Consider the following 21,233-nt stretch of genomic DNA (forward strand, 5'->3'; position numbering starts at 1 on the left):
ACTAAATAGCAAAAGTGAGGTTGAACTATGTTGCGTTCGGTTTTGATTTTTCCTAAATTTAGTCAGATGACGGATATTAACAAAATTCGTCGTTGTTATGATAATTTGTATCAACACATTGCACCACATATCTCACTCGTTTTCCCTTTTGACAATGATTTGGCGGATGAAACACTTGTTCAAGTCGTGACTGATGTCATTAAGAGACAACAACAATTTGACATACGACTGACTGCCGTTTCGGGAGATCCGGAGCATGGCTATGTTTGGTTAGTGGTTGATCAAGGATCAAAAATATTAACTGAGCTACATGATGCCTTATATGCTGAACCAATTCTTAATCCTTATTATCGAGAAGATTTGCCTTACCAACCGCATGTCACTGTTGCACAAGGATTATCGCAACTACAAGCTGAGCATCTCATGATAGCACTGAAAAATGAAACGTATGATTTAACAGCGACCATCACAGAAGTAGCTATCGAACACATATTAGAGAACGATGATTCATCTGTTTTCACTACGATTGTTTTAGATGAAAAAGATGAAAATTAGAATTATTGGCCCAGTTGGTAGCGGCAAAACAACCTTGGCACATAAAATAGCAAGTACTGAGCATTATCCAGTGACATCACTAGATGATTTAAACTGGGTACGACAAGCAACGGGAGATAGGCATCGTACATCATCAGAAATACAAGTTTTACTACAAGTGGTTATCCAGCAAAATGACTGGATAATTGAAGGCGCTCAGTTCCGTGAAGGCCAGGACTGTTTTGCGTTAGCTGATGTCATTTATGTTTTGGACCTGCCTTATTACCAAAATGTATACTATATATTAAAAAGGTGGGTCAGTAATCGGTTACATGGCGGACCGAACCAGTATCGAAATTTATGGTTATTTTTAAAGTGGCAAAATAAATGGCGTACAACTAATCGTGATGTTATATATCGGCTATTAAAACCGTATAATCAAAAAGTAATCATTATACGAAAAAACAAAGTTTGACAAAATAAAAAAATTAGAATAAAATAAAAACAATGAGAAAATCATAGAGGTTGCCATAACCATGAGTCATTCGCGGAGTATTGATAGATACTGTGAAACGGGTAAAAGGGGTTATAGCCGAAGCGCTGATACTGTCATATCAGTAAGCTGGGCCATTTAGTTAAGAACTAATGGACTGTCGCAATTGCGGGGTGCTATGACAGAAACGATTGTTTTATTGCGATCCGTGACTGCCACACCTGGCAGATGCGGATTTTTATTTTAGATGAAAAGAGTAAAATATGGTGGAAGCAATTACACGACCAACGCGAATTGAAATTTCTAAAAAGGCTTTAAAGCACAATATAGCGGTGGTTAAAAAAGTATCTGGTGCCGATAAAATATTTTTGGCAGTCAAATCAAATGCCTACGGATTAGGTTTGGTGCCAACTTCTAAGGCGGCTGTGGCAGGTGGCGTTTATGGGCTTGCTGTTGCAATCATTGACGAGGCGCTGGCACTACGACATGAACGTATTACTGAACCAATTCTTATTTTAGGTATTTCACCAGCAAAATATTCTGAATTAATGGCGGTGCAACATGTCATGGCCACCGTTGTATCGTTAGCATGGTTAAAAGAAGCAGTACAGTATTTAACTGGTGAGCAACGACTACATATCACGTTGGGCGTGGATACGGGGATGGGGCGCATCGGATTTCGTACCCGAGAGTCTCTAGCAGAAGCAATTACCTATCTGCAAGCACACGACGATATTTTTGATTATGTTGGCTTATCAACACATTTTGCTGAATCAGATTCTGTTGAGACGGATTATTTTTATATGCAACTTAAGCGGTGGCACGATATAACAGATGGTTTACCAGAACCTGAATTTTATCATGTGGCTAATTCAGGTGCAGCAATGTATCATGCTGATGAAGTACCACATGACGTGATTCGTGTTGGGACTGTATTATATGGCGTTGAGCCTTCTCGTGGTGAGTTGGCAGATGGCAAAAATTTACAACCGGTGATGGCACTGCGTAGTGAAATGAATTTTGTTAAACAATTACCAGCTGGTGAAGGCATTAGTTATTCACATAAATACACGACAAGCGGTGACGAGTGGATAGGCACTGTACCAATTGGGTATGGTGATGGTTGGTTACGTAAAATGTCTGGATTCAAGGTCATTGTTGATGGTCAATACGCACCAATAGTTGGGCAAGTTGCAATGGATCAGTTGATGATTAGGTTGCCACATGAGTACCCCACGGGTACAACAGTCACATTCATCGGCAAGGATGGTGGACTTGAAAATACGCTTGAAGATGTTGCACAGCACGCTGATTTAGCACCATGGGAGATTACAACAGGCATGCAAGATCGTTTACATCGCGTTCTGGTTGATTAATACAGGGTGATGTGCCGTTTCAAAATATTAGGAGAGAAAATAAACATGACAGAACGTACATATAACATTGCTATACTTGGCGCAACTGGTGCAGTTGGCACACGATTGATGTCACAATTAGAAGAATCAACTATACCAGTTAACAGTTTGAAATTACTCGCTTCAGCAAGGTCAGCTGGTAAAAAGCTGACCTTTAAAGGGCAAGAACTAACTGTTGAAGAAGCGACACCAGATAGTTTTAATGGGATTGATTTGGTGTTGGCTTCTGGTGGTGGTTCTGTCTCACAACGTTTTGCACCGGAAGCAGTTAAACGTGGGGCGGTTGTTGTGGATAATTCAAGTTTTTGGCGTATGAATGATAATGTGCCACTAGTAGTACCTGAAGTTAACGAAGCTGACTTAAAAGGTCATAATGGTATTATTGCCAATCCAAATTGTTCAACGACTCAAATGGTAGTAGCACTTGAACCGGTACGTCGCGCGTTTGGTTTGCGTCGTGTCATTGTGTCTACTTATCAGGCAGCATCTGGTGCCGGACAGTCAGCATGGGAAGAATTAGTCGCGCAAACTAATGCCCATAATGCTGGTGAAAAAATGGTTGCTAACATTTTGCCAGTCAAAGGGGCTGATAAACATTATCCATTAGCTTATAATTTACTACCACAAATTGATGTGTTTGAAGATGATGGTTATACACATGAAGAATGGAAAATGATTCATGAAACTAAAAAAATCATGTTCGGAGACAAAAACTCTAAGTCAGTTAAAGTGACAGGCACAGCTGTCCGTGTACCTGTGCCAGTAGGTCATGGTGAGACAGTTTATTTTGAAACAGCGCCAAATACTGGTGCTACAGCTGCTGGCATTCAGGAAGCACTAAGTCAAGCACCAGGCGTTATTTTAGAAGATAATCCTAAAGAACAAATCTATCCTCAGCCTTTAAATGCTGAAGGAAAACGTGAAACTTTTGTCGGGCGTGTACGACCAGATTTAGAAAATGACGATTCTTTCCATATGTGGGTTGTATCTGACAACTTGTTGAAAGGTGCGGCATGGAACACAGTTCAAATTGCCGAACGACTGGTTGATTTAGACTTAGTCCGTGTGCCAGTAGGCGCTGCAAGTAAATTTTAAGCATAGCCGCGTGTTACAATAAAGGCATGGAAACCTTTGTATTTTTGACGACAATAGCATTAGTAGTGGCTTTATACCACCAATTTCAAAAAAATCCCGCGACGATGCAAATCGGTACGTTTGGGGTTTTTATTGTTCTTGGGGCCATCATTTCAATGGCCTATCTTTTTAATATAACCGCACAAATAGTGAAGATATCTATGCAAATTGGCTATGGTATGGCGGTATTTTTTGGTGTTGTGCTGATGTTGAGTATGGTAAGACATAGTTGGAAAAAGTCACATCGACTAGGGTTGCCTTTGTTAGTCAGTGGTTATCTTGTGAGTCTATTGTTGTTTAGTCAGTGGTCATTATGGTGGCAGAGTGCGCCATGGTTGATGTTATATTTTGTATGGCAATTTAGTCGATTTATTGTGAGTAGTGTGTTATATGGTTACGTGATAAAAGCGCCGACTCACGGGCCTTTAGTGGTGCTTGGTGGTGGTCTGGCAGATGGCTATAGTGTTGGCAATATAGTTGATAAACGCATTCAAGCAGCAGTGACTGATGCCAACAAAATGGTAGCGTATCCAGTGATTGTGTTTTCTGGTGGGCAAGGCAATGATCAATTGCGTAGTGAAGCTGAGGCAATGCGTGACTGGGCCGTGTCGCACTACAGCGTGCCACGTGAAAAAACACAACTAGAAGATCAGTCACGAAATACATATCAAAATTTAAAATATACATCTCAACTACTTTCGGCGCAACCTTTCACATTTTATACAAGTGGTTATCATGTTTTTCGGGGTGTTTTGCTAGCGCGCGAGCAAAATATTGTGGCACGAGGGCGTGGCGGATTTGTGCCACTGACTTATCGTGTGCCAGCTTTTTTTAGAGAATTTGCTGGTGTCATGAGTATGCATCTCAAACGTCAAGTGATGTGGGCAGCAGCCTGGTCGCTGATCGCGTTTGTAGTTAATATGTTTATTACTTACTAGTCGTGTGTTATAATTGTTTTTATCATTTTATGAAAGGTATATGATTTTTTATTAGAAATATTTTTATAAATCTTTCATATAAAATTGGAGATGTGTATGAACATTTTTGGAAAATTAATGTGGTTTTTCCGTCAAAATAAGCGGCTTTACATTTTAGGGCTATTTTTTTTGTTTTTGACGGAAATTTCTCAAATGGTGTCACCAGCGTTAATTGGCCGCTTTACAGATCAAGTTGTATCGCGCACACTAACGGTAGAAAATTTAGTATTTTATGCGGGGGGAATTTTACTATTTGCGATATTAATGTATATTTTTAGATATGCTTGGATTACGCATATATTTCAGGGATCCGCTTTGCTTGAGAAAACATTGCGTCAACAATTGTTTGATCACTACATGAAAATGGATACAACATTCTATCAACGGCATCGAACAGGTGATTTGATGGCACATGCAACAAATGATTTGTCAGCTGTGCAACGCGTTGCTTCCGGTGGCATTTTAATGTTAGTTGATTCAATTGTTGTTATTATTTTTACGGTGATTTCGATGGTTATTGTCGTTGATTGGCGACTCACGTTGATAGGCGTCTTACCTTTACCACTTTTAATTTTTGGTGTGCGCTATTTGTCACCAAAAATGCGTCAAGCATTTACAGCCGCACAAGAAGCTTTTTCGCGTTTGTCAAACAAGTCGCAAGAATCAATTGCTGGTGTGAAGGCGATTAAAACTTTGGGACAAGAAATGGCTGATGTTGCTGATTTTGAATCGCAAGTGACAGAAACTATCCAAATTAATAAGCACGTGGCCTTGATTGATTCATTGTTCGGACCGATGGCTACCGTTATTATGACGCTGAGCTTTGTTATTATGATAACTTATGGTGGGTCACTTGTCCTGAACGAACAAATTACAATTGGTCAATTAGTATCATTTTCAACATATTTGGGTTTACTCGTTTGGCCAATGTTTGGATTAGGGCAACTTTTTAATGTATTGGAGCGAGGCAATGCATCATACACACGTGTACAAAATATTTTATCGGAAAAATCGGCTATTGTTGAAGATGAAAATGGTGTCGTTGAGCAAGCCAAAGGTGATTTAAACATTAATATTGATCAGTTTATTTATCCCAATGATCAGAGTAAAAAAGTTGCGTTACAAGATGTTCATATAGCAATTAGAGCAGGTGAAACGCTGGGTATTGTTGGCCGAGTGGGTGCAGGTAAGACAACATTAATCAAACTACTATTACGTCAGTTTGATGATTATACAGGTGTCATTCGAGTTGGAAACGTTAACATTAAGCATTATACGTTCAAGGCCTATTTAAGATCAATTGGCTATGTGGCGCAAGAAGACTTTTTGTTTTCAACAACAGTGCGCGATAATATTCGATTTTCTGATGTCAATAAGAATCAACAAGAGGTGACGTTAGTTGCCCAAAAAGCTGCTTTTCATGAAGATGTTTTGTCATTACCGGACGGATATGATACAGAGGTTGGGGAGCAGGGGGTTAGTTTGTCTGGTGGTCAAAAGCAACGCTTAGCTATTGCGCGCGCATTGATTACGGATCCAGAAATATTGATTTTAGACGATGCGTTGTCCGCTGTTGATGCAATGACTGAGCAACATATTTTGGGTACTTTAAAGTCAGAACGTCGTGAAAAAACCACCATCATTGCTGCACATCGGATTAGTTCAGTGATGAACGCGGATGAAATTGTTGTGTTTGACCATGGTGAAATTAAAGAACGTGGGACGCACGCCACTTTAATTGCAAAAAATGGCTGGTATGCGGCAATGTATCAACAACAGCAATTAGCGACACAACTTGAAGATAAATTAAGCGGAAAGGTGGTCGACGATGTCTGAAAAAAATAGTTCTGTTTGGGCAAAAAGTATTCCAATTAAAGAACAAATAAGGGTTATTGTGACATTAATTAGACAGGCCAAACCTTTTCGAAAAATGTTTTTTGGCGCATTGGCCATTGGTGCTGTTTTTGCCTTGCTACAAGCAGCAGCGCCGCGTGTCATTGCTTATTATATGACAACTTATTTACAACAGCGTGATAATGTCACATTACAAGTGATGATTAGCTTTGCAGTCTTAGTAGCAATTATTCGGTTAAGTCAAGCTGTAGCAGATGCTTTGAATGCATATTATTTTACTGTAGCAGCTGAATATGCACTAGAAGATATACGTGTTAAAGTATTTCGTAAGTTACATACGTTAGGGATGCGATTTTTTGACCAAGTACCAGCTGGTTCGTTAGTCACTCGTGTCAATAATGATACGGCTGCGCTTGCCGATTTTTGGCGATTCTTCATGCAACTCACATTCGTTATAATGAGTATGATTGGTGCCTATATCGGTATGTTGACAGTGAGTGTAAAAGCAACGTTGCTAATGCTTATTGTGGTCCCGTTTATTGTCGGGTCAGTGATTTTGTATCAACGTTTTTCATCTAGTTTGTTTCGACATATGCGTGAACGACTATCACATTTAAATGCTAAGATTGCTGAAAGTATTACAGGTATCGATGTTATTCAAGAATTTTATCAAGAAGATCGCTTTAAAAAATCGTTTGCTAAGGTTAATGGCGAATACTTTAATGCGCGATTTCGGATGGTAAAAGCAGATGCCTTACTGCTGGAACCTATGGTTGATATGTTGCTGGGTGCGGCGATGGTTCTTGTTTTTTGGTATTTTGGTGTATTGTCAATGGCAACAGTCGTTTCTGCTGGCGTCATTTATGCTTTTACAACGTATTTAAATAACATATTTAGTCCATTGGAAAGTGTCATGAACTTATTTAGTCCATTTCAAGAAGGACTTGTGTCAGGTTATCGTATATTAGGTATTTTAGCTGATGAAACTTATGCGCCAGCACAAAATGTCGGCGCCAAACAAGATATTACAGCAGGTAAAGTTGAATTTCAGCAGTTAAATTTTAGTTATGATGGGCAACATCAAATATTAAAAGATCTCAATTTTACGGCCAATCCAGGCGATACCGTTGCACTTGTTGGACATACTGGATCTGGTAAGTCTTCAACAATCAATGCCCTGATGCGATTCTATGATTTCCAATCTGGTAACATTTTAATTGATGACCATGATATTCGAGACATTGATTTAAAGCATATTCGTCAAAAAATGGGCTTAGTTTTGCAAGATCCGTTCATGTTTTTTGGAGATATTTCATCTAATATTCGTATGTATGATGATACGATTACAGATGAACAAATCAGGGCGGCTGCTGAGTTTGTTGGGGCTGATAAGTTTATATCTGCATTACCAGGTAATTATCATGCCAAAGTTCAAGAAGGCGGGTCAGGATTTTCTGCTGGTGAAAAACAATTAATTAGTTTTGCGCGGGCTATCGTTAGAGATCCTAAAATTTTGATACTTGATGAAGCAACGGCCAATGTTGATACTGAAACGGAGACGTTGATTCAAAAATCGTTACTAAAGATGCGACAAAATCGTACAACAATCGCTATTGCACATCGTTTGTCAACAATTAAAGATGCTGATCTCATTTTAGTATTAGATAACGGGGAGGTTGTTGAACATGGCACTCATGAAGAGTTGCTACAGTTACGGGGACAATATTATGACCTATACCGATTGCAAGGAATTGCTAGTTAAAACTAAGTATAGTGTGTGAAATGTTAAATAGTTCACATTCATATGTTATGTTTCCTGCCATGAGTTTGATAGAAAATGGTTAAAACGAGTACAATGGAAATAGAACATAATTAGGGAAGCGGGCTATAAAACGCAAAAAATATTTGCGACCTTTTTATAGTTAATATATGTGTAGGCACTATGCTGACTGCACATGAACAAGGAGAAATTTACGTATGTCAATGATTGAATTCAAAAATGTAGAGAAGTACTATGGTGACTTTCATGCACTAAAAAACGTCAATTTGACGATTGACGAAGGGGAAACAGTTGTGCTGATTGGCCCTTCTGGATCAGGAAAATCAACGCTGATTCGCACAGTTAACGGCTTGGAAGAGATCGAAGAGGGACAGCTGATAGTTAACGGATTTGATCTGCATGATCCCAAAACAGACATGAATCGTATTCGTAAAAATGTCGGTATGGTGTTTCAACATTTCAATTTGTATGATAATAAAACAACATTAGAAAATGTCATGTTAGCGCCACGGTTAGTTTTGAAGCGTGATGAAGCTGAGAATAAGAGAATAGCGATGGAGTTGTTGGAGAAAGTTGGTTTGGCTGATAAAGCAGCTAACATGCCATCAGAATTATCTGGTGGTCAAAAACAGCGTGCGGCAATTGCCCGTTCATTGGCCATGCAACCAAAAGCACTATTGTTTGATGAACCAACATCAGCTTTAGATCCTGAAATGGTTGGGGATGTGCTAGATGTTATGCGTGATATTGCGAAAGACTCTTCAATGACAATGCTTGTCGTTACACACGAAATGAGCTTTGCGAAAGCTGTAGCTGATCGTGTTATTTTTATGGCTGAGGGACAGATTTTAGAAGATAGCACAACGAAGGAATTCTTTGAAAAACCTAAAGAAGTTCGTGCGCAAAAGTTTTTGAGTCAAGTTGAACATCATTAAAATATGGAGGAATTACGTTTACCAAGACGCATTACTTGATTGAAAAATAAGTAACCGTCTAGATATGGAACGTACAGATATTATGGAAAAAGCTAAAAAGCGACAATTTGGTATTATAGCTACAATTGTCTTGGCTGCCGTTATTGTCCTCGGTTTAATGTGGGCAACAGCAACAGCTAATAGAAACTCAGAACATCAAGATACACTAGCTCGTGTTGAAAAACTGGGCCGAATTGTGTGGGGTGTGAAAGCTGATACACGTTTATTTGGACTAATGGATACAAAAACTGGTATCTCTCAAGGATTTGATATCGACATCGCTCGAGCACTGACGGTTCAAATTTCAAAACAAACTGGGGTACCAATGTCGGCTGAATTTGTGCCGGTTGCAACAGCATCAAAGATGCAGTTATTGAAAAATACCAATATTGACGGTTCTGTATCAACAATGACAATTACACCAGAGCGTGAAAAAATTATTGATTTTACAAATCAGTATTTTGATGCTGGTCAATCAATTTTAGTTAGAAAAGATTCTGGTATTAATTCAATAAAAGATATGAACAGTTCTAAATACACAGTCATTGTGGTCGTTGGGACAACAGCAGCCACAGAAACAGCAAAGTTTGCACCAAAAGCAAAACTACTAGCTGTTCAAGATTATGCAACAGGGATGCAGGCCTTAAAGAGTGGTCAAGGGCAAGCGATGTCAACAGACAATGCTATTTTGTATGGCTTTGCTACAGAAAATCCTGAGTATCATATCGCTGGCGGCACATTTACGCATGGCCCTTATGGTATTGCCTTTGATAATAATCAAAAGCCAATGATTAAAGAAACAAACGAAGCTTTGGCTACGATTAAAGAAAATGGTATTTATAATCAACTGATTAAAAAGTGGTTTAGTGATGTTCCCGGTCTTGACTGGCGCAGTTTGGAGGCGAAATAATGGCATTATTACAAGATAATTTCCCAACATTCCTGCAAGGATTTGGTTATACATTGCTATCGAGTATCATTGCATTGGTTGGCTCAATGATCCTGGGTACGGGGTTTGCAATTATGCAAATCGTACCTCAAAAATGGGCGCAAGTGATCGGCAATGTTTACGTGCAGGTCTTTCGAAATATTCCATTATTAATTATTACCTTTTTCTTTTTTCTGGTCGTTTCAAAATATGTTAAAATGAGTGGTTTCACATCTGGAACCGTTGCTTTAATGTTATATACGTCAGCATTTATTGCCGAAACAGTTAGAGCGGGTATTTTGTCAGTTAATAGTGGACAAATGGAAGGTGCACGGGCTAATGGTTTGTCATTTGCGCAAGCCATGCAGCACATTGTCTTACCACAAGCATTCCGAATTGCTTTACCCTCACTGGGAAATCAATTCATTAACTTGGTAAAAAATTCGTCGATTCTAGCATTTGTTGGCGGTTTAGATTTGATGTATCAAGGCAACATGGTTGCAGCAAACACGTTTGATACATTTAGTACGTATATTATTGTGGCAATTTTCTACTTGATTCTCACATTACCGTTAAGCTACTATATACAACACCTTGAGCGCAAGCTTAAGCGCGCATTGTAAGGAGGAATTATGGTTACATTAGGAATATTTAGCGCCTTCACACCACAAAACGTCCTTTATCTGTTGGGTGGTTTGGGTATTACCGTGGGTGTATCAGTTATATCAGTTATTTTGAGCTTAATTTTTGGCTCGATTGTTGGCATTATTCAGTTTGAACGGTTACCATATTTTTCCAAATTTGTTGGTACAATTAACAACATCATTCGTAATTTGCCATTGTTATTAATTATTTTCTTTGTTTATTTTGCGCTACCAAAAATAGGTGTTCACTTACCAATTTTTTGGGCCACAGTTATTGCAATGAGTACATTTGAATCAGCCATGTTAGCAGAAATTGTGCGTGGTGGGCTTGAATCAGTTGACAATGGCCAATTTGAAGGTGCACGCGCGAATGGTTTGAGTAATATGCAAACAATGATTCATATTGTTTTGCCTCAAGCCTATAAAAAAATGATACCACCAATTATTTCTCAATTAATTTCATTGGTGAAAGATACAAGTTTGGCATTAGGTATTGTGCTATCTGAGATGACTTATCGTGGTCAAATTGTTTATGCACAAAATTCAACGTATATTGTTCCTGTATTAATTGCAATTACGTTAGTTTATTTCTTACTAAACTACGGTTTGTCACTATTAGCAAAATGGGCCGATCATAAATTAGCTTAGGCGCAAGCAGGTTACTAATGTTGGTTATTACTGTCTGTTAACTATGTAAGCAAACCATTTTAAAATAGTCCCATAAAATATTACAATTAAATATTAGTTGTATATGAGAATATTAAGTGATATACTAATTTTATTAATGTATGTTTAAAAAATAACTGACATATCTCGGGAGGATATTAGCATGGATACATGGAAAAAGGTGGCTATCGGCGCAGCGGCAGTTGTCGTTGTTGGGGGTGGTACACGTGCGGCAGGTCTCTGGGGCGGAAGCTCAGCAGGCAATAGTAAGAATTTATCATTTCAGTTACCAACGCCTATTCAAACGTTGGATATTTCTAAGAATACGGATACGTATTCTGGGACGATCATTGGTAACTCAGGTTCAAACTTGATGCGTGTCGATTCTAAAGGAAAGGCACAGTTAGAATTGGCTAAGTCAGTGAAAGTTTCTGATGATGGTTTGAAATATACAGTTGTCTTGAAAAATGGTTTGAAGTGGTCTGATGGCTCGAAGCTAACAGCACAGGATTTTGTTTATTCATGGCAACGAATTGTTGATCCTAAAACAGCCTCGCAATATGCTTACCTCGCTTCAGGTGTGAAAAATGCAGATCAAATTGCTGCAGGAAAAGCTGATGTTGACACACTGGGTGTGACAGCTAAAGGAAGCACAATTACATTTAATTTAGAACGACCATTGCCACAGTTTGAATATCTCTTAACATTTTCTAACTTTATGCCACAAAAGGAGAGTTACGTAAATAAAGAAGGCAAGAAGTATGCGACAACCGCAGCGACGTCACTTTATTCAGGTCCGTATAAGGTTGAGGGCTGGAATGGAACTAACAACACGTTTAAGCTCATTAAGAATGACAATTATTGGGATGCCAAAAATGTCAAGACAAAACAAATTGATGTGCAAGTTGTTCAAAAGCCAGACACTGCAGTTCAACTTTATAAGCAAGGCAAGATAGATCGTGTGTCAATTGCCAATACGCCTGAATTATACAAAGCTAACAAAAATGATAAAAATGTTTCGAAAGCACCAGAAGCAACAACGGCTTACTTACAATATAATCAAACAGGTAAGAACAAATTCTTAGCCAATGCTAAGATTCGTGAAGCTTTGAACTTAGCCACTAATCGTAAAGAATTAACAGATCAAGTGACTGCAGGCATTTCAACGCCAGCGACTGGTTTGGCACCACAAGGCCTTGCTAAGACAGATTCTGGTGAAGATTTGGCAAAGTTTGTTGCACCTGGTTATAAGTTTGACCCTAAAGAGGCTGCCACTTTGTTCCAAGAAGGATTGAAAGAGGTTGGCGAAACTAAGGCAACATTTACTGTGACGTCGGATGCAGATTCACCAGCAGCTAAATCAACATTGGATTACTTGCAGGGATCATGGGAAAAGGCTTTGCCAGGTTTGAAGATCAACCAAAAATTCGTACCATTTTCACAACGTCTTAAAGATTCACAAACACAAAACTTTGATATTGTCGTGTCATTGTGGGGTGGTGATTATCCAGAAGGCTCAACATTTTACGATATCTTCAAAACAGGTGCCCCAAATAATAATGGCCAGTTCAAAAATGCAGCTTATGACGCTGCAGTTAAGAAGGCCGAATCAACTGATGCATTGAAACCATCAGCCCGTGATAATGACTATAAGACGGCTGAAGCAGCTTTGTTAAAAGATAGTAGCTTCAACCCATTGTATTTCCGTTCGGGTTATTCATTACAAAATCCTAAGGTAACAGGAATTATTCTTAATACCACAGGATTGAATCAAGACTGGAAATCAGCAGTTAAGAAGTAATTATTGCTTAACAATAAATCAGTTTGCATGAGTAGATTAAGAATTAACGTGAGTTGATTCTTATTTTATTTAAAAAGGTGATATGATGCTGAAATATATGGGCAAGTGACCTGATTTAAAAATAGTCTCATGAGATATAATGATTAAAAATTAGTTGTATATGAGAATATACAATGATATACTAATAATTACTAATGTGTAGTTAAAAATAATTGACATGTCTCGGAGGATATTAGTATGGATACATGGAAAAAAGTGGCTATCGGCGCAGCGGCAGTTGTCGTTGTCGGTGGTGGTACGCGTGCAGCAGGTCTCTGGGGCGGTGACAAAGCTGCTGCAAAAGGGACATTGAATTATGCGTTACCAACAGATATTCAAACGTTAGATATTTCAAAAAATACAGATCAATATTCTAATCAGATTATTGGCAACTCTGGCTCTAACTTGTTGCGAGTTGATGCTAAAGGCAAGGCGATTCCTGATTTAGCTAAAGCGATTAAAGTGTCAAGTGATGGTCTAACATATACAGCTACGTTACGTAGTAACTTAAAGTGGTCTGATGGCTCAAAGTTAACAGCACAAGACTTTGTTTACTCATGGCAACGTATTGTTGATCCTAAGACAGCTTCTCAATATGCTTACCTTGCTACAGGTGTTAAGAATGCTGATAAAATTGTCGCAGGAAAAGAAAAAGTATCTAACTTAGGTGTGACCGCCAAAGGGAATACCATTACTTTTAATCTAGAACATCCAATGCCACATTTTGAATACTTATTGACTTTCTCAAATTTCATGCCTCAAAAGGAATCTTTTGTTACTAAGCAAGGGAAGGCTTATGGCACGACGTCTGACAAGCAACTATATTCAGGGCCATATACATTTAAAGGGTGGAATGGTACTAATGGCACATTCGAACTTGTGAAGAACAAAAATTATTGGGATGCTAAAAGTGTCAAAACAGAAACGTTGACATATCAAGTTGTAAAGAAGCCCGAAACTGCTGTTCAACTGTATAAACAAGGTAAATTAGATGAAGCGCCTTTAACAACAACAGAGCTATACGCTGCAAATAAAAGTAGTAAAGATAGTGTCAAAGTACCAGAAGCACGAACGGATTATATTGAGTATAACCAAACAGGAACGAATAAATTCTTGGCAAATACTAAAATTCGACAGGCTTTGAATTTAGCTACAAATCGTGCTGAACTCGTTAAAGAAGTAACTGGCGGTGTATCTACAGCTGGTACAGCATTGGTACCAACAGGGCTAGCTAAAACAGCCAATGGGACCGACTTGGCAAAATATGTTTCACCTGGATATACCTATGACAAAGCGCAAGCAGCTAAATTGTTTGCTGAGGGATTGAAAGAGGTTGGCGAAACGAAAGCTACTTTGACAATCGAAGCAGCTTCGGATCAACCAGCTAACAAAGTAGTTGTTGACTATTTGCAAGGCTCTTGGCAGAAGGCTTTGCCAGGTCTGACAATCAATCAAAAGTTTGTACCATTCAAGCAAAGATTACAAGATGCTCAGACGCAAAACTTTGAAATATTGTTAACTGCTTGGGGTGGTGATTATCCTGAAGGTTCAACTTTCTATGACTTATTCAAAAATAATGGTTCTTATAATGATGGCAAGTTTATAAATGACACATATACTGATGCCGTTAATAAGGCTGAAACAACTGATGCATTAAATCAATCAGCTCGTGATACGGATTATAAAAATGCGGAAGCAGCTGTGTTTAAAAATGCTAATTATAGTCCATTGATGTTTCGGGCACACTATGCCTTACAGAATCCTGATATCAAAGGCGTTGTGACTAACACAACAGGTTTGATTCAAGACTTCAAGTATGCATACCGTAAGTAATAATGGGTCGCAAAAAATATTTAATTTCAAATAGGAATTAACGTGAGTTGGTTCTTATTTGTATAGAAAGATGACATTATGTGGAAATATATTTTAAAACGGCTGCTGTTACTTATTTTTACGCTTTTCTTAGTGATCACTGCGACATTCTTCTTGATGCAAATCATGCCAGGAACGCCGTTTACCAATCCTAAATTAACACCAGAAGCGATAGCACAGTTGAATGCAACGTACGGATTAGACTTGCCGCTTTGGCAACAATACTTGAATTATTTACTTGGTGCGTTCCATGGGGATTTTGGCACATCATTTCAATATCAAAATCAGCCAGTTAGTATGTTAATTGGTCAGCGTTTGCCTATATCTGCTCAATTAGGTGCGCAAGCTTTGGTAGTTGGTGTTATTGCCGGATTATTTATGGGTGCTGCATCAGCACGTAATAAAAATAATAAAATTGATGGTACTTTAGGTATTATCTCAACACTTGGTATCTCAATACCAAGTTTCATCTTAGGTATTATTTTGGTTTATCTATTTGGATTTAAGTGGCCACTTTTCCCAGTTTCAGGCTGGGGTGATTCATTTTCACAAACTATTTTACCAACCCTTGCTTTGGCTATGAGTCCAGCGGCTATTACGACACGCTTTGTGCGTTCAGAAATGATTGAATCGTTAAGCTCAGACTATGTGCAGTTGGCCAGAGCTAAAGGATTAAGTGCTAAAGAAGTTGTCAATCAACATGCCTATCGTAACTCAATGATTCCAGTTTTGACCTTGATTGGGCCAATGGCTGCAGGACTGTTGACAGGCTCGACGTTGATCGAACAAATATTCTCAATCCCTGGTATCGGTCAGCAATTCGTTTTGTCAATTCCGTCAAAAGATTTCCCAGTTATCATGGGAACAACCATTATTTATTCAGTCATGTTAATGGTTATGATTCTGATCACGGATATTTTGACAGCAATTGTTGATCCGCGTGTTCGTTTGCAATAAGGAGGCTTATGATGGCAGCAAATACTGAAGATTTTGTCATCGTTGGCGTACAAAACTCTGAAGCCAACGAACATATCTCAAAGCCGGCCTTGTCATTTTGGCAAGATGCCTGGCGTCGCCTCAAGCTTAACAAACTTGCGGTTATCTCACTGTGGTTCTTAGTATTTATTTTGACTTTTGCGGTCTTATCAAATATCTTTGTGCCACAAAAAAATGCGAATGCATTTAACTCTGACAAAGTTGGCGTGTATAAGAATTTACCGCCTAACTCGGGCTTACCAATCCCTGGTTGGAATGGTAAAATCAAAGCACCTGGTGATACAACAGTTACTAATGTCTATGACTCACAAGGTGTGCCTGCAAATGAGAAGTTTATTTTAGGGACAGACAACATCGGTCGTTCAGTCGCTAAGCGTGTGACTGTTGGTCTGCGTATTTCATTGTTGGTTGCGATTGTTGCGACTTTGATTGATTTATTTGTTGGTGTCGCCTATGGCGTCTTTGCAGGTTGGAAAGGCGGTTGGATTGATAATGTCATGCAACGTATTATTGAAATCTTATCTTCTATTCCAAACTTGATTATTGTCACCATGCTTGGCCTGTTATTAGGTGGCGGTGTGCTAGCAATTATCTTAGCCATTGCTATGACAGGCTGGCTCGGCATGGCGCGTCAAGTACGTAACATGACGCTAACACTGAAAGAACGTGATTACGTTTTGGCAGCCAAATCATTGGGCGAAAGTTCATTTAAAATTGCAATCAAACACTTGATTCCAAATATGGCAGGGACTATTATTGTTCAAATTATGATGACAGTACCAACTGCAATTATGTTTGAAGCGGTGTTGTCTGCAATCAACTTGGGTGTCAAGCCGCCGACTGCATCTTTGGGATCATTGATTTCTGATGCACAAGCAATGTTGCAATTCTATCCTTATCAAATATTAATTCCATCAGCAGTGTTGGTTTTGGTATCATTAGCCTTCATTCTTTTAGGTGATGGGTTACGTGATGCTTTTGACCCACGTGCGAGTGAAGACTAAGAGGTGTGCAGATTATGAGTAATCCAATTTTAAAAGTTGAAAATTTGCACGTAAACTTCAATACGTATGCAGGAACAGTGCAAGCAATACGTGACGTATCGTTTGATCTAAACAAAGGTGAAACTTTGGCCATTGTTGGTGAATCTGGTTCAGGGAAGTCAGTCACGACAAAAACATTAATGGGTCTGAATGCTAAAAATGCCTTAATTCCAGATAATTCACGCTTAATATTTAAAGGGCGTAATTTACTTGATTTGAAGGAAGAAGAATGGCAATCTGTGCGTGGCAACGAAATTGCTATGATTTTTCAAGATCCCATGACTAGCCTAGATCCAACGATGAAAATCGGGATGCAAATCGCTGAACCTCTGATGAAACATCGTAAAATGAAAAAAGAACTCGCGCTGGCACGTGCGTTAGAGTTGATGAAGGGTGTTGGTATTCCCAATGCCGAAGAACATATTAATGATTATCCACATCAATGGTCTGGTGGTATGCGGCAACGTGCGGTTATTGCCATTGCGTTGGCCGTAGATCCTGAAATTTTGATTGCTGATGAACCAACGACCGCGTTAGATGTCACAATTCAGGCACAAATTTTGAAATTAATGAAAGAATTACAAAAAGATACAGGTAGTTCAATTATTTTTATTACGCATGATTTGGGCGTTGTTGCGGGTATGGCCAACCGTGTGGCAGTGATGTATGCCGGTAAAATTGTTGAATATGGCACAGTTGATGAGATTTACTTTAATCCACAACATCCCTATACTTGGGGATTATTAAATTCTATGCCAACAACAGATACCAAAGTCGGTTCTCTGGTAGCGATTCCTGGCACACCACCAGACTTATTGGACCCACCAACTGGGGATGCCTTTGCCTCACGTAACGTTTATGCCTTAGCCATTGATTTAAAAGAAGAACCCCCATTCTTTCGTGTCAGTGATACACATTATGCAGCGACTTGGTTGCTTGATGAACGTTCACCGAAGGTGACGCCACCGGTACAAATTCAAAAGCGGTGGGCACGATGGCGAGAAATTCAAGCACAGGAGGCGCATTCATGACTGATGTGACACCAAAGAAGTTAGTTGAAATCAAAGATTTGCAACTTTATTTTAATAAAGGGAAAGCTAATGAAGTTCGCGCCATTGACCATGTAACGTTTGATATTTACGAAGGTGAAATCTTTGGCTTAGTTGGCGAATCAGGTTCTGGAAAGACAACGATTGGCCGTGCTATCTTGAAATTGCATGAACCAACTGCTGGTGAAATCTTGTTTAATGGCGAAGATGTGACCCACTTGAAGGGAAAGCCATTATTAGAATTTCGTAAAAATGCTCAAATGATTTTCCAAGATCCGCAAGCGAGTTTAAATGGGCGTATGAAAGTACGTGACATTATTGCTGAAGGTATTGATATCAACAAATTAGCAAAAACTAAGCTAGAACGTGATGAGAAAGTACAACAATTATTGAAACTTGTTGGCTTAAATGAAGATCACGCATCACGTTATCCACATGAATTTTCAGGTGGTCAAAGACAACGTATTGGTATTGCACGTGCGTTGGCAGTTGATCCTAAATTCATCATAGCTGATGAACCTATTTCAGCATTGGATGTTTCTATCCAAGCACAAGTTGTGAACTTAATGAAAGAATTACAGAAGAAGCATTCATTAACTTATCTATTCATTGCCCATGATTTATCAATGGTGAAGTATATTTCTGATCGTATTGGTGTTATGCATTGGGGCAAGTTACTTGAGATTGGCTCAGCCGATGCCGTGTATAACCATCCGCTGCATCCATACACTAAAAGCTTGTTATCTGCTATTCCAGTGCCAGATCCAGAAGCTGAAAATTTGCGGCAACATATCGAATATGATACAACGGTTGAAACAGATGGAAAAAAGCGTCATATGATTGAAGCAAACCCAGGACATTTTGTTTTGGCAACAGCTGAAGAAGTGGCGTTATACAAATCACAACAAAGTAAATAAATCATTTAAAGCTGTCATGGATATTTAAATTTATGACAGCTTTTATAGTGCCTATCAACGTGAAATTAAAATGAAAAATGTGTATAATTAATATGAGTTATTAATGAGAAAGTAGGGTAATATGGTACGTTTACAAGATGATTTTTATGATGCGATTAATGGTGACTGGGAGCAAACGGCAGTCATTCCTGATGACAAACCACGCACGGGTGGCTTTAGCGACTTGTCTGATGAAATTGAGCAATGGTTGGTGACAACAGCCAAAAATTGGCAAAAAGGAGTCGATGTACCTGAAACGTCGATTTTGAAAAATTTCATCGCATATCATCGTTTGGCAGCTGATACAAAAACACGAAATGAATTAGGGACAACACCTGTGCAGCCGTTGATTGAAAAGTATCAAAGTTATACGTCATTTTCGGATTTTGCGAGCCATATTGTTGAATTAGAAAAATTGGGTTTCCCCAATGTCTTACCGTTAGGTGTTGAACCGGATTTTAAAGATGCGCAAACAAATGTGTTATGGGCTGGCGCCTTAAGTATTCTTTTACCAGATACAACCTACTATGAAAAAGGGCATGCGCAAGGCGAAATGTTATTAGCTAAGTTCCGTGAAGAACAAGAAAGCCTATTACCGCATTTTGGTTTTTCAAAATCTGAAACGACTAAATTAATCGATCAGTATCTCGCACTAGATGCGCGCGCTGCTAAGGTTGTCTTGAGTCAAGAAGAGAATCATGAGTATGCCAAGTTATATCATCCATATGATTGGCAGAAATTTACAAGTTTAGCACCAGAATTACCATTGAATGATATTCTAACTGAATTAATTGGTCAAAAACCAGATAAAATTATCATACCAGAAGAACGTTTTTGGGCTGCAGCTGATCAATTTTATTCAGAGAAAGCTTGGCCATTATTGCAGGCTTATCTCATTGTAACGGTAGCTAATCAATTTACCAGTTATTTATCTGACGAACTGCGTGTTTTAGGCGGTCAGTACCAACGTGAGTTGACGGGGTTACCAGAAGCCATGGCTGCTGAAAAAGCGGCTGTCTATTTGGCTGCACAACCGTTTAATCAAGCGATTGGTGTTTACTATGCACAACAAAAATTTTCACCAGAAGCCAAGGCAGATGTTGAAAATAAAGTGGCAACAATGATTGAGGTGTTCAAACAACGTTTACAAGCTAATCAATGGCTTGATAATGCAACACGTCAAAAAGCAGTGACCAAACTCAACACAATCGTACCGCACATTGGTTATCCAGAGAAATTACCAGAGCGCTTGTATAAAAAAATCGTGCAACCGGGAATGACGTTGTTTGACATAGCAACGCAGTTTAGACAAATTGAAATTGCGCATACATGGTCACAATGGCACCAGCCAGTTGATCGCAGTGAGTGGCATATGCCGGCACATTTGGTGAATGCATATTACGATCCACAACAAAATCAAATTGTTTTTCCAGCGGCTATTTTGCAAGCACCATTTTATAGTTTGCAACAATCGTCATCAGCTAATTATGGTGGGATTGGTGCAGTTATCGCTCACGAGATTTCTCATGCATTTGATACAAATGGGGCTTCTTTTGATGAGTTTGGTAGTCTCAATAATTGGTGGACAGATGACGATTTTGCGGCATTTAAATTACGCACAGATCAAGTTGTCTCGCAATTTGATGGGCTTGATTCATATGGTGTCAAAGTGAACGGTAAGTTAACTGTATCAGAAAATGTTGCGGATTTGGGTGGCTTAGCTGCGGCATTAGCAGCTGCTAAATTAGATGCTGAGTTCTCAGCTGTAGCCTTTTTTGAAAGTTGGGCAACTATTTGGCGTATGAAAGCGCGTCCAGAATATATGCGTTTGTTGGCTGCGTCTGATCCCCATGGTCCAGCTGCACTGCGCGTTAACGTACAAGTTAAAAATTTTGATGACTTTTTTGAAGCCTTTGACGTGCAACCTGATGATGACATGTGGTTAGCGGCAGGCGAACGTGTTCAAATTTGGTAAAAACACTAGCAAACAGGTCGTTTTTAATAGTCATCATGGTTTTGTTCATAAAAAATTAATATATTCATTTTTTATGGTCCTATAACGTGTATAATAGTGTCTT

General features: G+C 39.0%; 18 protein-coding genes and 1 riboswitch. All 18 genes read left to right on the forward strand.

Annotation, left to right across the window (positions count from 1 at the left end; all coding sequences use genetic code 11):
• The first annotated feature begins 27 nt into the window (after window positions 1-27).
• The 18 genes from AB3K24_RS01220 to AB3K24_RS01305 all read left to right on the forward strand — a co-directional run bounded on the left by AB3K24_RS01220 (window position 28) and on the right by AB3K24_RS01305 (window position 21,130).
• Window positions 28-555 (forward strand): 2'-5' RNA ligase family protein, encoded by a 528-nt coding sequence (locus AB3K24_RS01220; protein WP_367973420.1) that lies wholly within the window; start codon window positions 28-30, stop codon window positions 553-555.
• Window positions 545-1,009: a P-loop NTPase family protein gene (locus tag AB3K24_RS01225; protein ID WP_367973421.1), complete on the forward strand. Its 465-nt coding sequence runs from the start codon at window positions 545-547 to the stop codon at window positions 1,007-1,009. Before AB3K24_RS01220 ends, AB3K24_RS01225 begins: the two co-directional genes overlap by 11 nt.
• A gap of 36 nt (window positions 1,010-1,045) precedes the next feature.
• Window positions 1,046-1,214: riboswitch (Lysine riboswitch) on the forward strand.
• 76 nt (window positions 1,215-1,290) lie between these two features.
• Window positions 1,291-2,403: an alanine racemase gene (gene alr / locus AB3K24_RS01230; RefSeq protein WP_367973422.1), complete on the forward strand. Its 1,113-nt coding sequence runs from the start codon at window positions 1,291-1,293 to the stop codon at window positions 2,401-2,403.
• Between the two features lie 45 nt (window positions 2,404-2,448).
• On the forward strand, window positions 2,449-3,537 hold the full coding sequence (locus AB3K24_RS01235; protein ID WP_367973423.1) for an aspartate-semialdehyde dehydrogenase: 1,089 nt from the start codon (window positions 2,449-2,451) through the stop codon (window positions 3,535-3,537).
• Window positions 3,538-3,581: 44 nt separating this feature from the next.
• Window positions 3,582-4,514 carry a YdcF family protein gene (locus AB3K24_RS01240; protein WP_409201753.1) on the forward strand — a complete coding sequence of 311 codons (933 nt, stop codon included), beginning with the start codon at window positions 3,582-3,584 and terminating at the stop codon, window positions 4,512-4,514.
• Window positions 4,515-4,610: 96 nt separating this feature from the next.
• Window positions 4,611-6,389: an ABC transporter ATP-binding protein gene (locus AB3K24_RS01245; RefSeq protein WP_367973425.1), complete on the forward strand. Its 1,779-nt coding sequence runs from the start codon at window positions 4,611-4,613 to the stop codon at window positions 6,387-6,389.
• On the forward strand, window positions 6,382-8,169 hold the full coding sequence (locus tag AB3K24_RS01250; RefSeq protein WP_367973426.1) for an ABC transporter ATP-binding protein: 1,788 nt from the start codon (window positions 6,382-6,384) through the stop codon (window positions 8,167-8,169). Before AB3K24_RS01245 ends, AB3K24_RS01250 begins: the two co-directional genes overlap by 8 nt.
• Before the next feature lie 215 nt (window positions 8,170-8,384).
• The gene (locus AB3K24_RS01255; RefSeq protein ID WP_367973427.1) at window positions 8,385-9,122 is read left to right on the forward strand and encodes an amino acid ABC transporter ATP-binding protein; all 738 of its coding nucleotides are present in this window, start codon (window positions 8,385-8,387) and stop codon (window positions 9,120-9,122) included.
• An 82-nt stretch (window positions 9,123-9,204) separates the two neighbouring features.
• Window positions 9,205-10,071 (forward strand): transporter substrate-binding domain-containing protein, encoded by an 867-nt coding sequence (locus AB3K24_RS01260; protein ID WP_367975520.1) that lies wholly within the window; start codon window positions 9,205-9,207, stop codon window positions 10,069-10,071.
• Complete coding sequence (locus AB3K24_RS01265) at window positions 10,071-10,712, forward strand: amino acid ABC transporter permease (RefSeq protein ID WP_367973428.1); 642 nt, start codon at window positions 10,071-10,073, stop codon at window positions 10,710-10,712. Before AB3K24_RS01260 ends, AB3K24_RS01265 begins: the two co-directional genes overlap by 1 nt.
• A gap of 9 nt (window positions 10,713-10,721) precedes the next feature.
• The gene (locus AB3K24_RS01270) at window positions 10,722-11,381 is read left to right on the forward strand and encodes an amino acid ABC transporter permease (RefSeq protein ID WP_367973429.1); all 660 of its coding nucleotides are present in this window, start codon (window positions 10,722-10,724) and stop codon (window positions 11,379-11,381) included.
• Between the two features lie 181 nt (window positions 11,382-11,562).
• Window positions 11,563-13,200, forward strand: a complete 1,638-nt coding sequence (locus AB3K24_RS01275; RefSeq protein WP_367973430.1) for a peptide ABC transporter substrate-binding protein — start codon at window positions 11,563-11,565, stop codon at window positions 13,198-13,200.
• Window positions 13,201-13,437: 237 nt separating this feature from the next.
• Window positions 13,438-15,072: a peptide ABC transporter substrate-binding protein gene (locus AB3K24_RS01280; RefSeq protein ID WP_367973431.1), complete on the forward strand. Its 1,635-nt coding sequence runs from the start codon at window positions 13,438-13,440 to the stop codon at window positions 15,070-15,072.
• A 78-nt stretch (window positions 15,073-15,150) separates the two neighbouring features.
• Window positions 15,151-16,068 (forward strand): ABC transporter permease, encoded by a 918-nt coding sequence (locus AB3K24_RS01285; protein ID WP_367973432.1) that lies wholly within the window; start codon window positions 15,151-15,153, stop codon window positions 16,066-16,068.
• 11 nt (window positions 16,069-16,079) lie between these two features.
• Window positions 16,080-17,111 carry an ABC transporter permease gene (locus AB3K24_RS01290; RefSeq protein WP_367973433.1) on the forward strand — a complete coding sequence of 344 codons (1,032 nt, stop codon included), beginning with the start codon at window positions 16,080-16,082 and terminating at the stop codon, window positions 17,109-17,111.
• A 14-nt stretch (window positions 17,112-17,125) separates the two neighbouring features.
• Window positions 17,126-18,181, forward strand: a complete 1,056-nt coding sequence (locus AB3K24_RS01295) for an ABC transporter ATP-binding protein (RefSeq protein WP_367973434.1) — start codon at window positions 17,126-17,128, stop codon at window positions 18,179-18,181.
• Window positions 18,178-19,116, forward strand: coding sequence for an ABC transporter ATP-binding protein (locus tag AB3K24_RS01300; RefSeq protein WP_367973435.1), 939 nt, complete (start codon window positions 18,178-18,180; stop codon window positions 19,114-19,116). Before AB3K24_RS01295 ends, AB3K24_RS01300 begins: the two co-directional genes overlap by 4 nt.
• A gap of 121 nt (window positions 19,117-19,237) precedes the next feature.
• A complete protein-coding gene (locus AB3K24_RS01305) occupies window positions 19,238-21,130 on the forward strand; it encodes a M13-type metalloendopeptidase (RefSeq protein ID WP_367973436.1) in 1,893 nt (630 codons plus the stop codon).
• Window positions 21,131-21,233 lie beyond the last annotated feature (103 nt).

Source organism: Leuconostoc aquikimchii, assembly GCF_040838325.1.
GTDB classification, from domain to species: domain Bacteria; phylum Bacillota; class Bacilli; order Lactobacillales; family Lactobacillaceae; genus Leuconostoc; species Leuconostoc aquikimchii.

What these genes read in the sequence shown, in the direction of transcription:
- AB3K24_RS01220 (WP_367973420.1), top strand. Translation starts at nt 28, where the DNA reads ATGTTGCGTTCGGTTTTGATTTTTCCTAAATTTAGTCAGATGACGGAT.
- AB3K24_RS01225 (WP_367973421.1), top strand. Translation starts at nt 545, where the DNA reads ATGAAAATTAGAATTATTGGCCCAGTTGGTAGCGGCAAAACAACCTTG.
- alr (WP_367973422.1), top strand. Translation starts at nt 1,291, where the DNA reads ATGGTGGAAGCAATTACACGACCAACGCGAATTGAAATTTCTAAAAAG.
- AB3K24_RS01235 (WP_367973423.1), top strand. Translation starts at nt 2,449, where the DNA reads ATGACAGAACGTACATATAACATTGCTATACTTGGCGCAACTGGTGCA.
- AB3K24_RS01245 (WP_367973425.1), top strand. Translation starts at nt 4,611, where the DNA reads ATGAACATTTTTGGAAAATTAATGTGGTTTTTCCGTCAAAATAAGCGG.
- AB3K24_RS01250 (WP_367973426.1), top strand. Translation starts at nt 6,382, where the DNA reads ATGTCTGAAAAAAATAGTTCTGTTTGGGCAAAAAGTATTCCAATTAAA.
- AB3K24_RS01255 (WP_367973427.1), top strand. Translation starts at nt 8,385, where the DNA reads ATGTCAATGATTGAATTCAAAAATGTAGAGAAGTACTATGGTGACTTT.
- AB3K24_RS01260 (WP_367975520.1), top strand. Translation starts at nt 9,205, where the DNA reads ATGGAAAAAGCTAAAAAGCGACAATTTGGTATTATAGCTACAATTGTC.
- AB3K24_RS01265 (WP_367973428.1), top strand. Translation starts at nt 10,071, where the DNA reads ATGGCATTATTACAAGATAATTTCCCAACATTCCTGCAAGGATTTGGT.
- AB3K24_RS01270 (WP_367973429.1), top strand. Translation starts at nt 10,722, where the DNA reads ATGGTTACATTAGGAATATTTAGCGCCTTCACACCACAAAACGTCCTT.
- AB3K24_RS01275 (WP_367973430.1), top strand. Translation starts at nt 11,563, where the DNA reads ATGGATACATGGAAAAAGGTGGCTATCGGCGCAGCGGCAGTTGTCGTT.
- AB3K24_RS01280 (WP_367973431.1), top strand. Translation starts at nt 13,438, where the DNA reads ATGGATACATGGAAAAAAGTGGCTATCGGCGCAGCGGCAGTTGTCGTT.
- AB3K24_RS01285 (WP_367973432.1), top strand. Translation starts at nt 15,151, where the DNA reads ATGTGGAAATATATTTTAAAACGGCTGCTGTTACTTATTTTTACGCTT.
- AB3K24_RS01290 (WP_367973433.1), top strand. Translation starts at nt 16,080, where the DNA reads ATGGCAGCAAATACTGAAGATTTTGTCATCGTTGGCGTACAAAACTCT.
- AB3K24_RS01295 (WP_367973434.1), top strand. Translation starts at nt 17,126, where the DNA reads ATGAGTAATCCAATTTTAAAAGTTGAAAATTTGCACGTAAACTTCAAT.
- AB3K24_RS01300 (WP_367973435.1), top strand. Translation starts at nt 18,178, where the DNA reads ATGACTGATGTGACACCAAAGAAGTTAGTTGAAATCAAAGATTTGCAA.
- AB3K24_RS01305 (WP_367973436.1), top strand. Translation starts at nt 19,238, where the DNA reads ATGGTACGTTTACAAGATGATTTTTATGATGCGATTAATGGTGACTGG.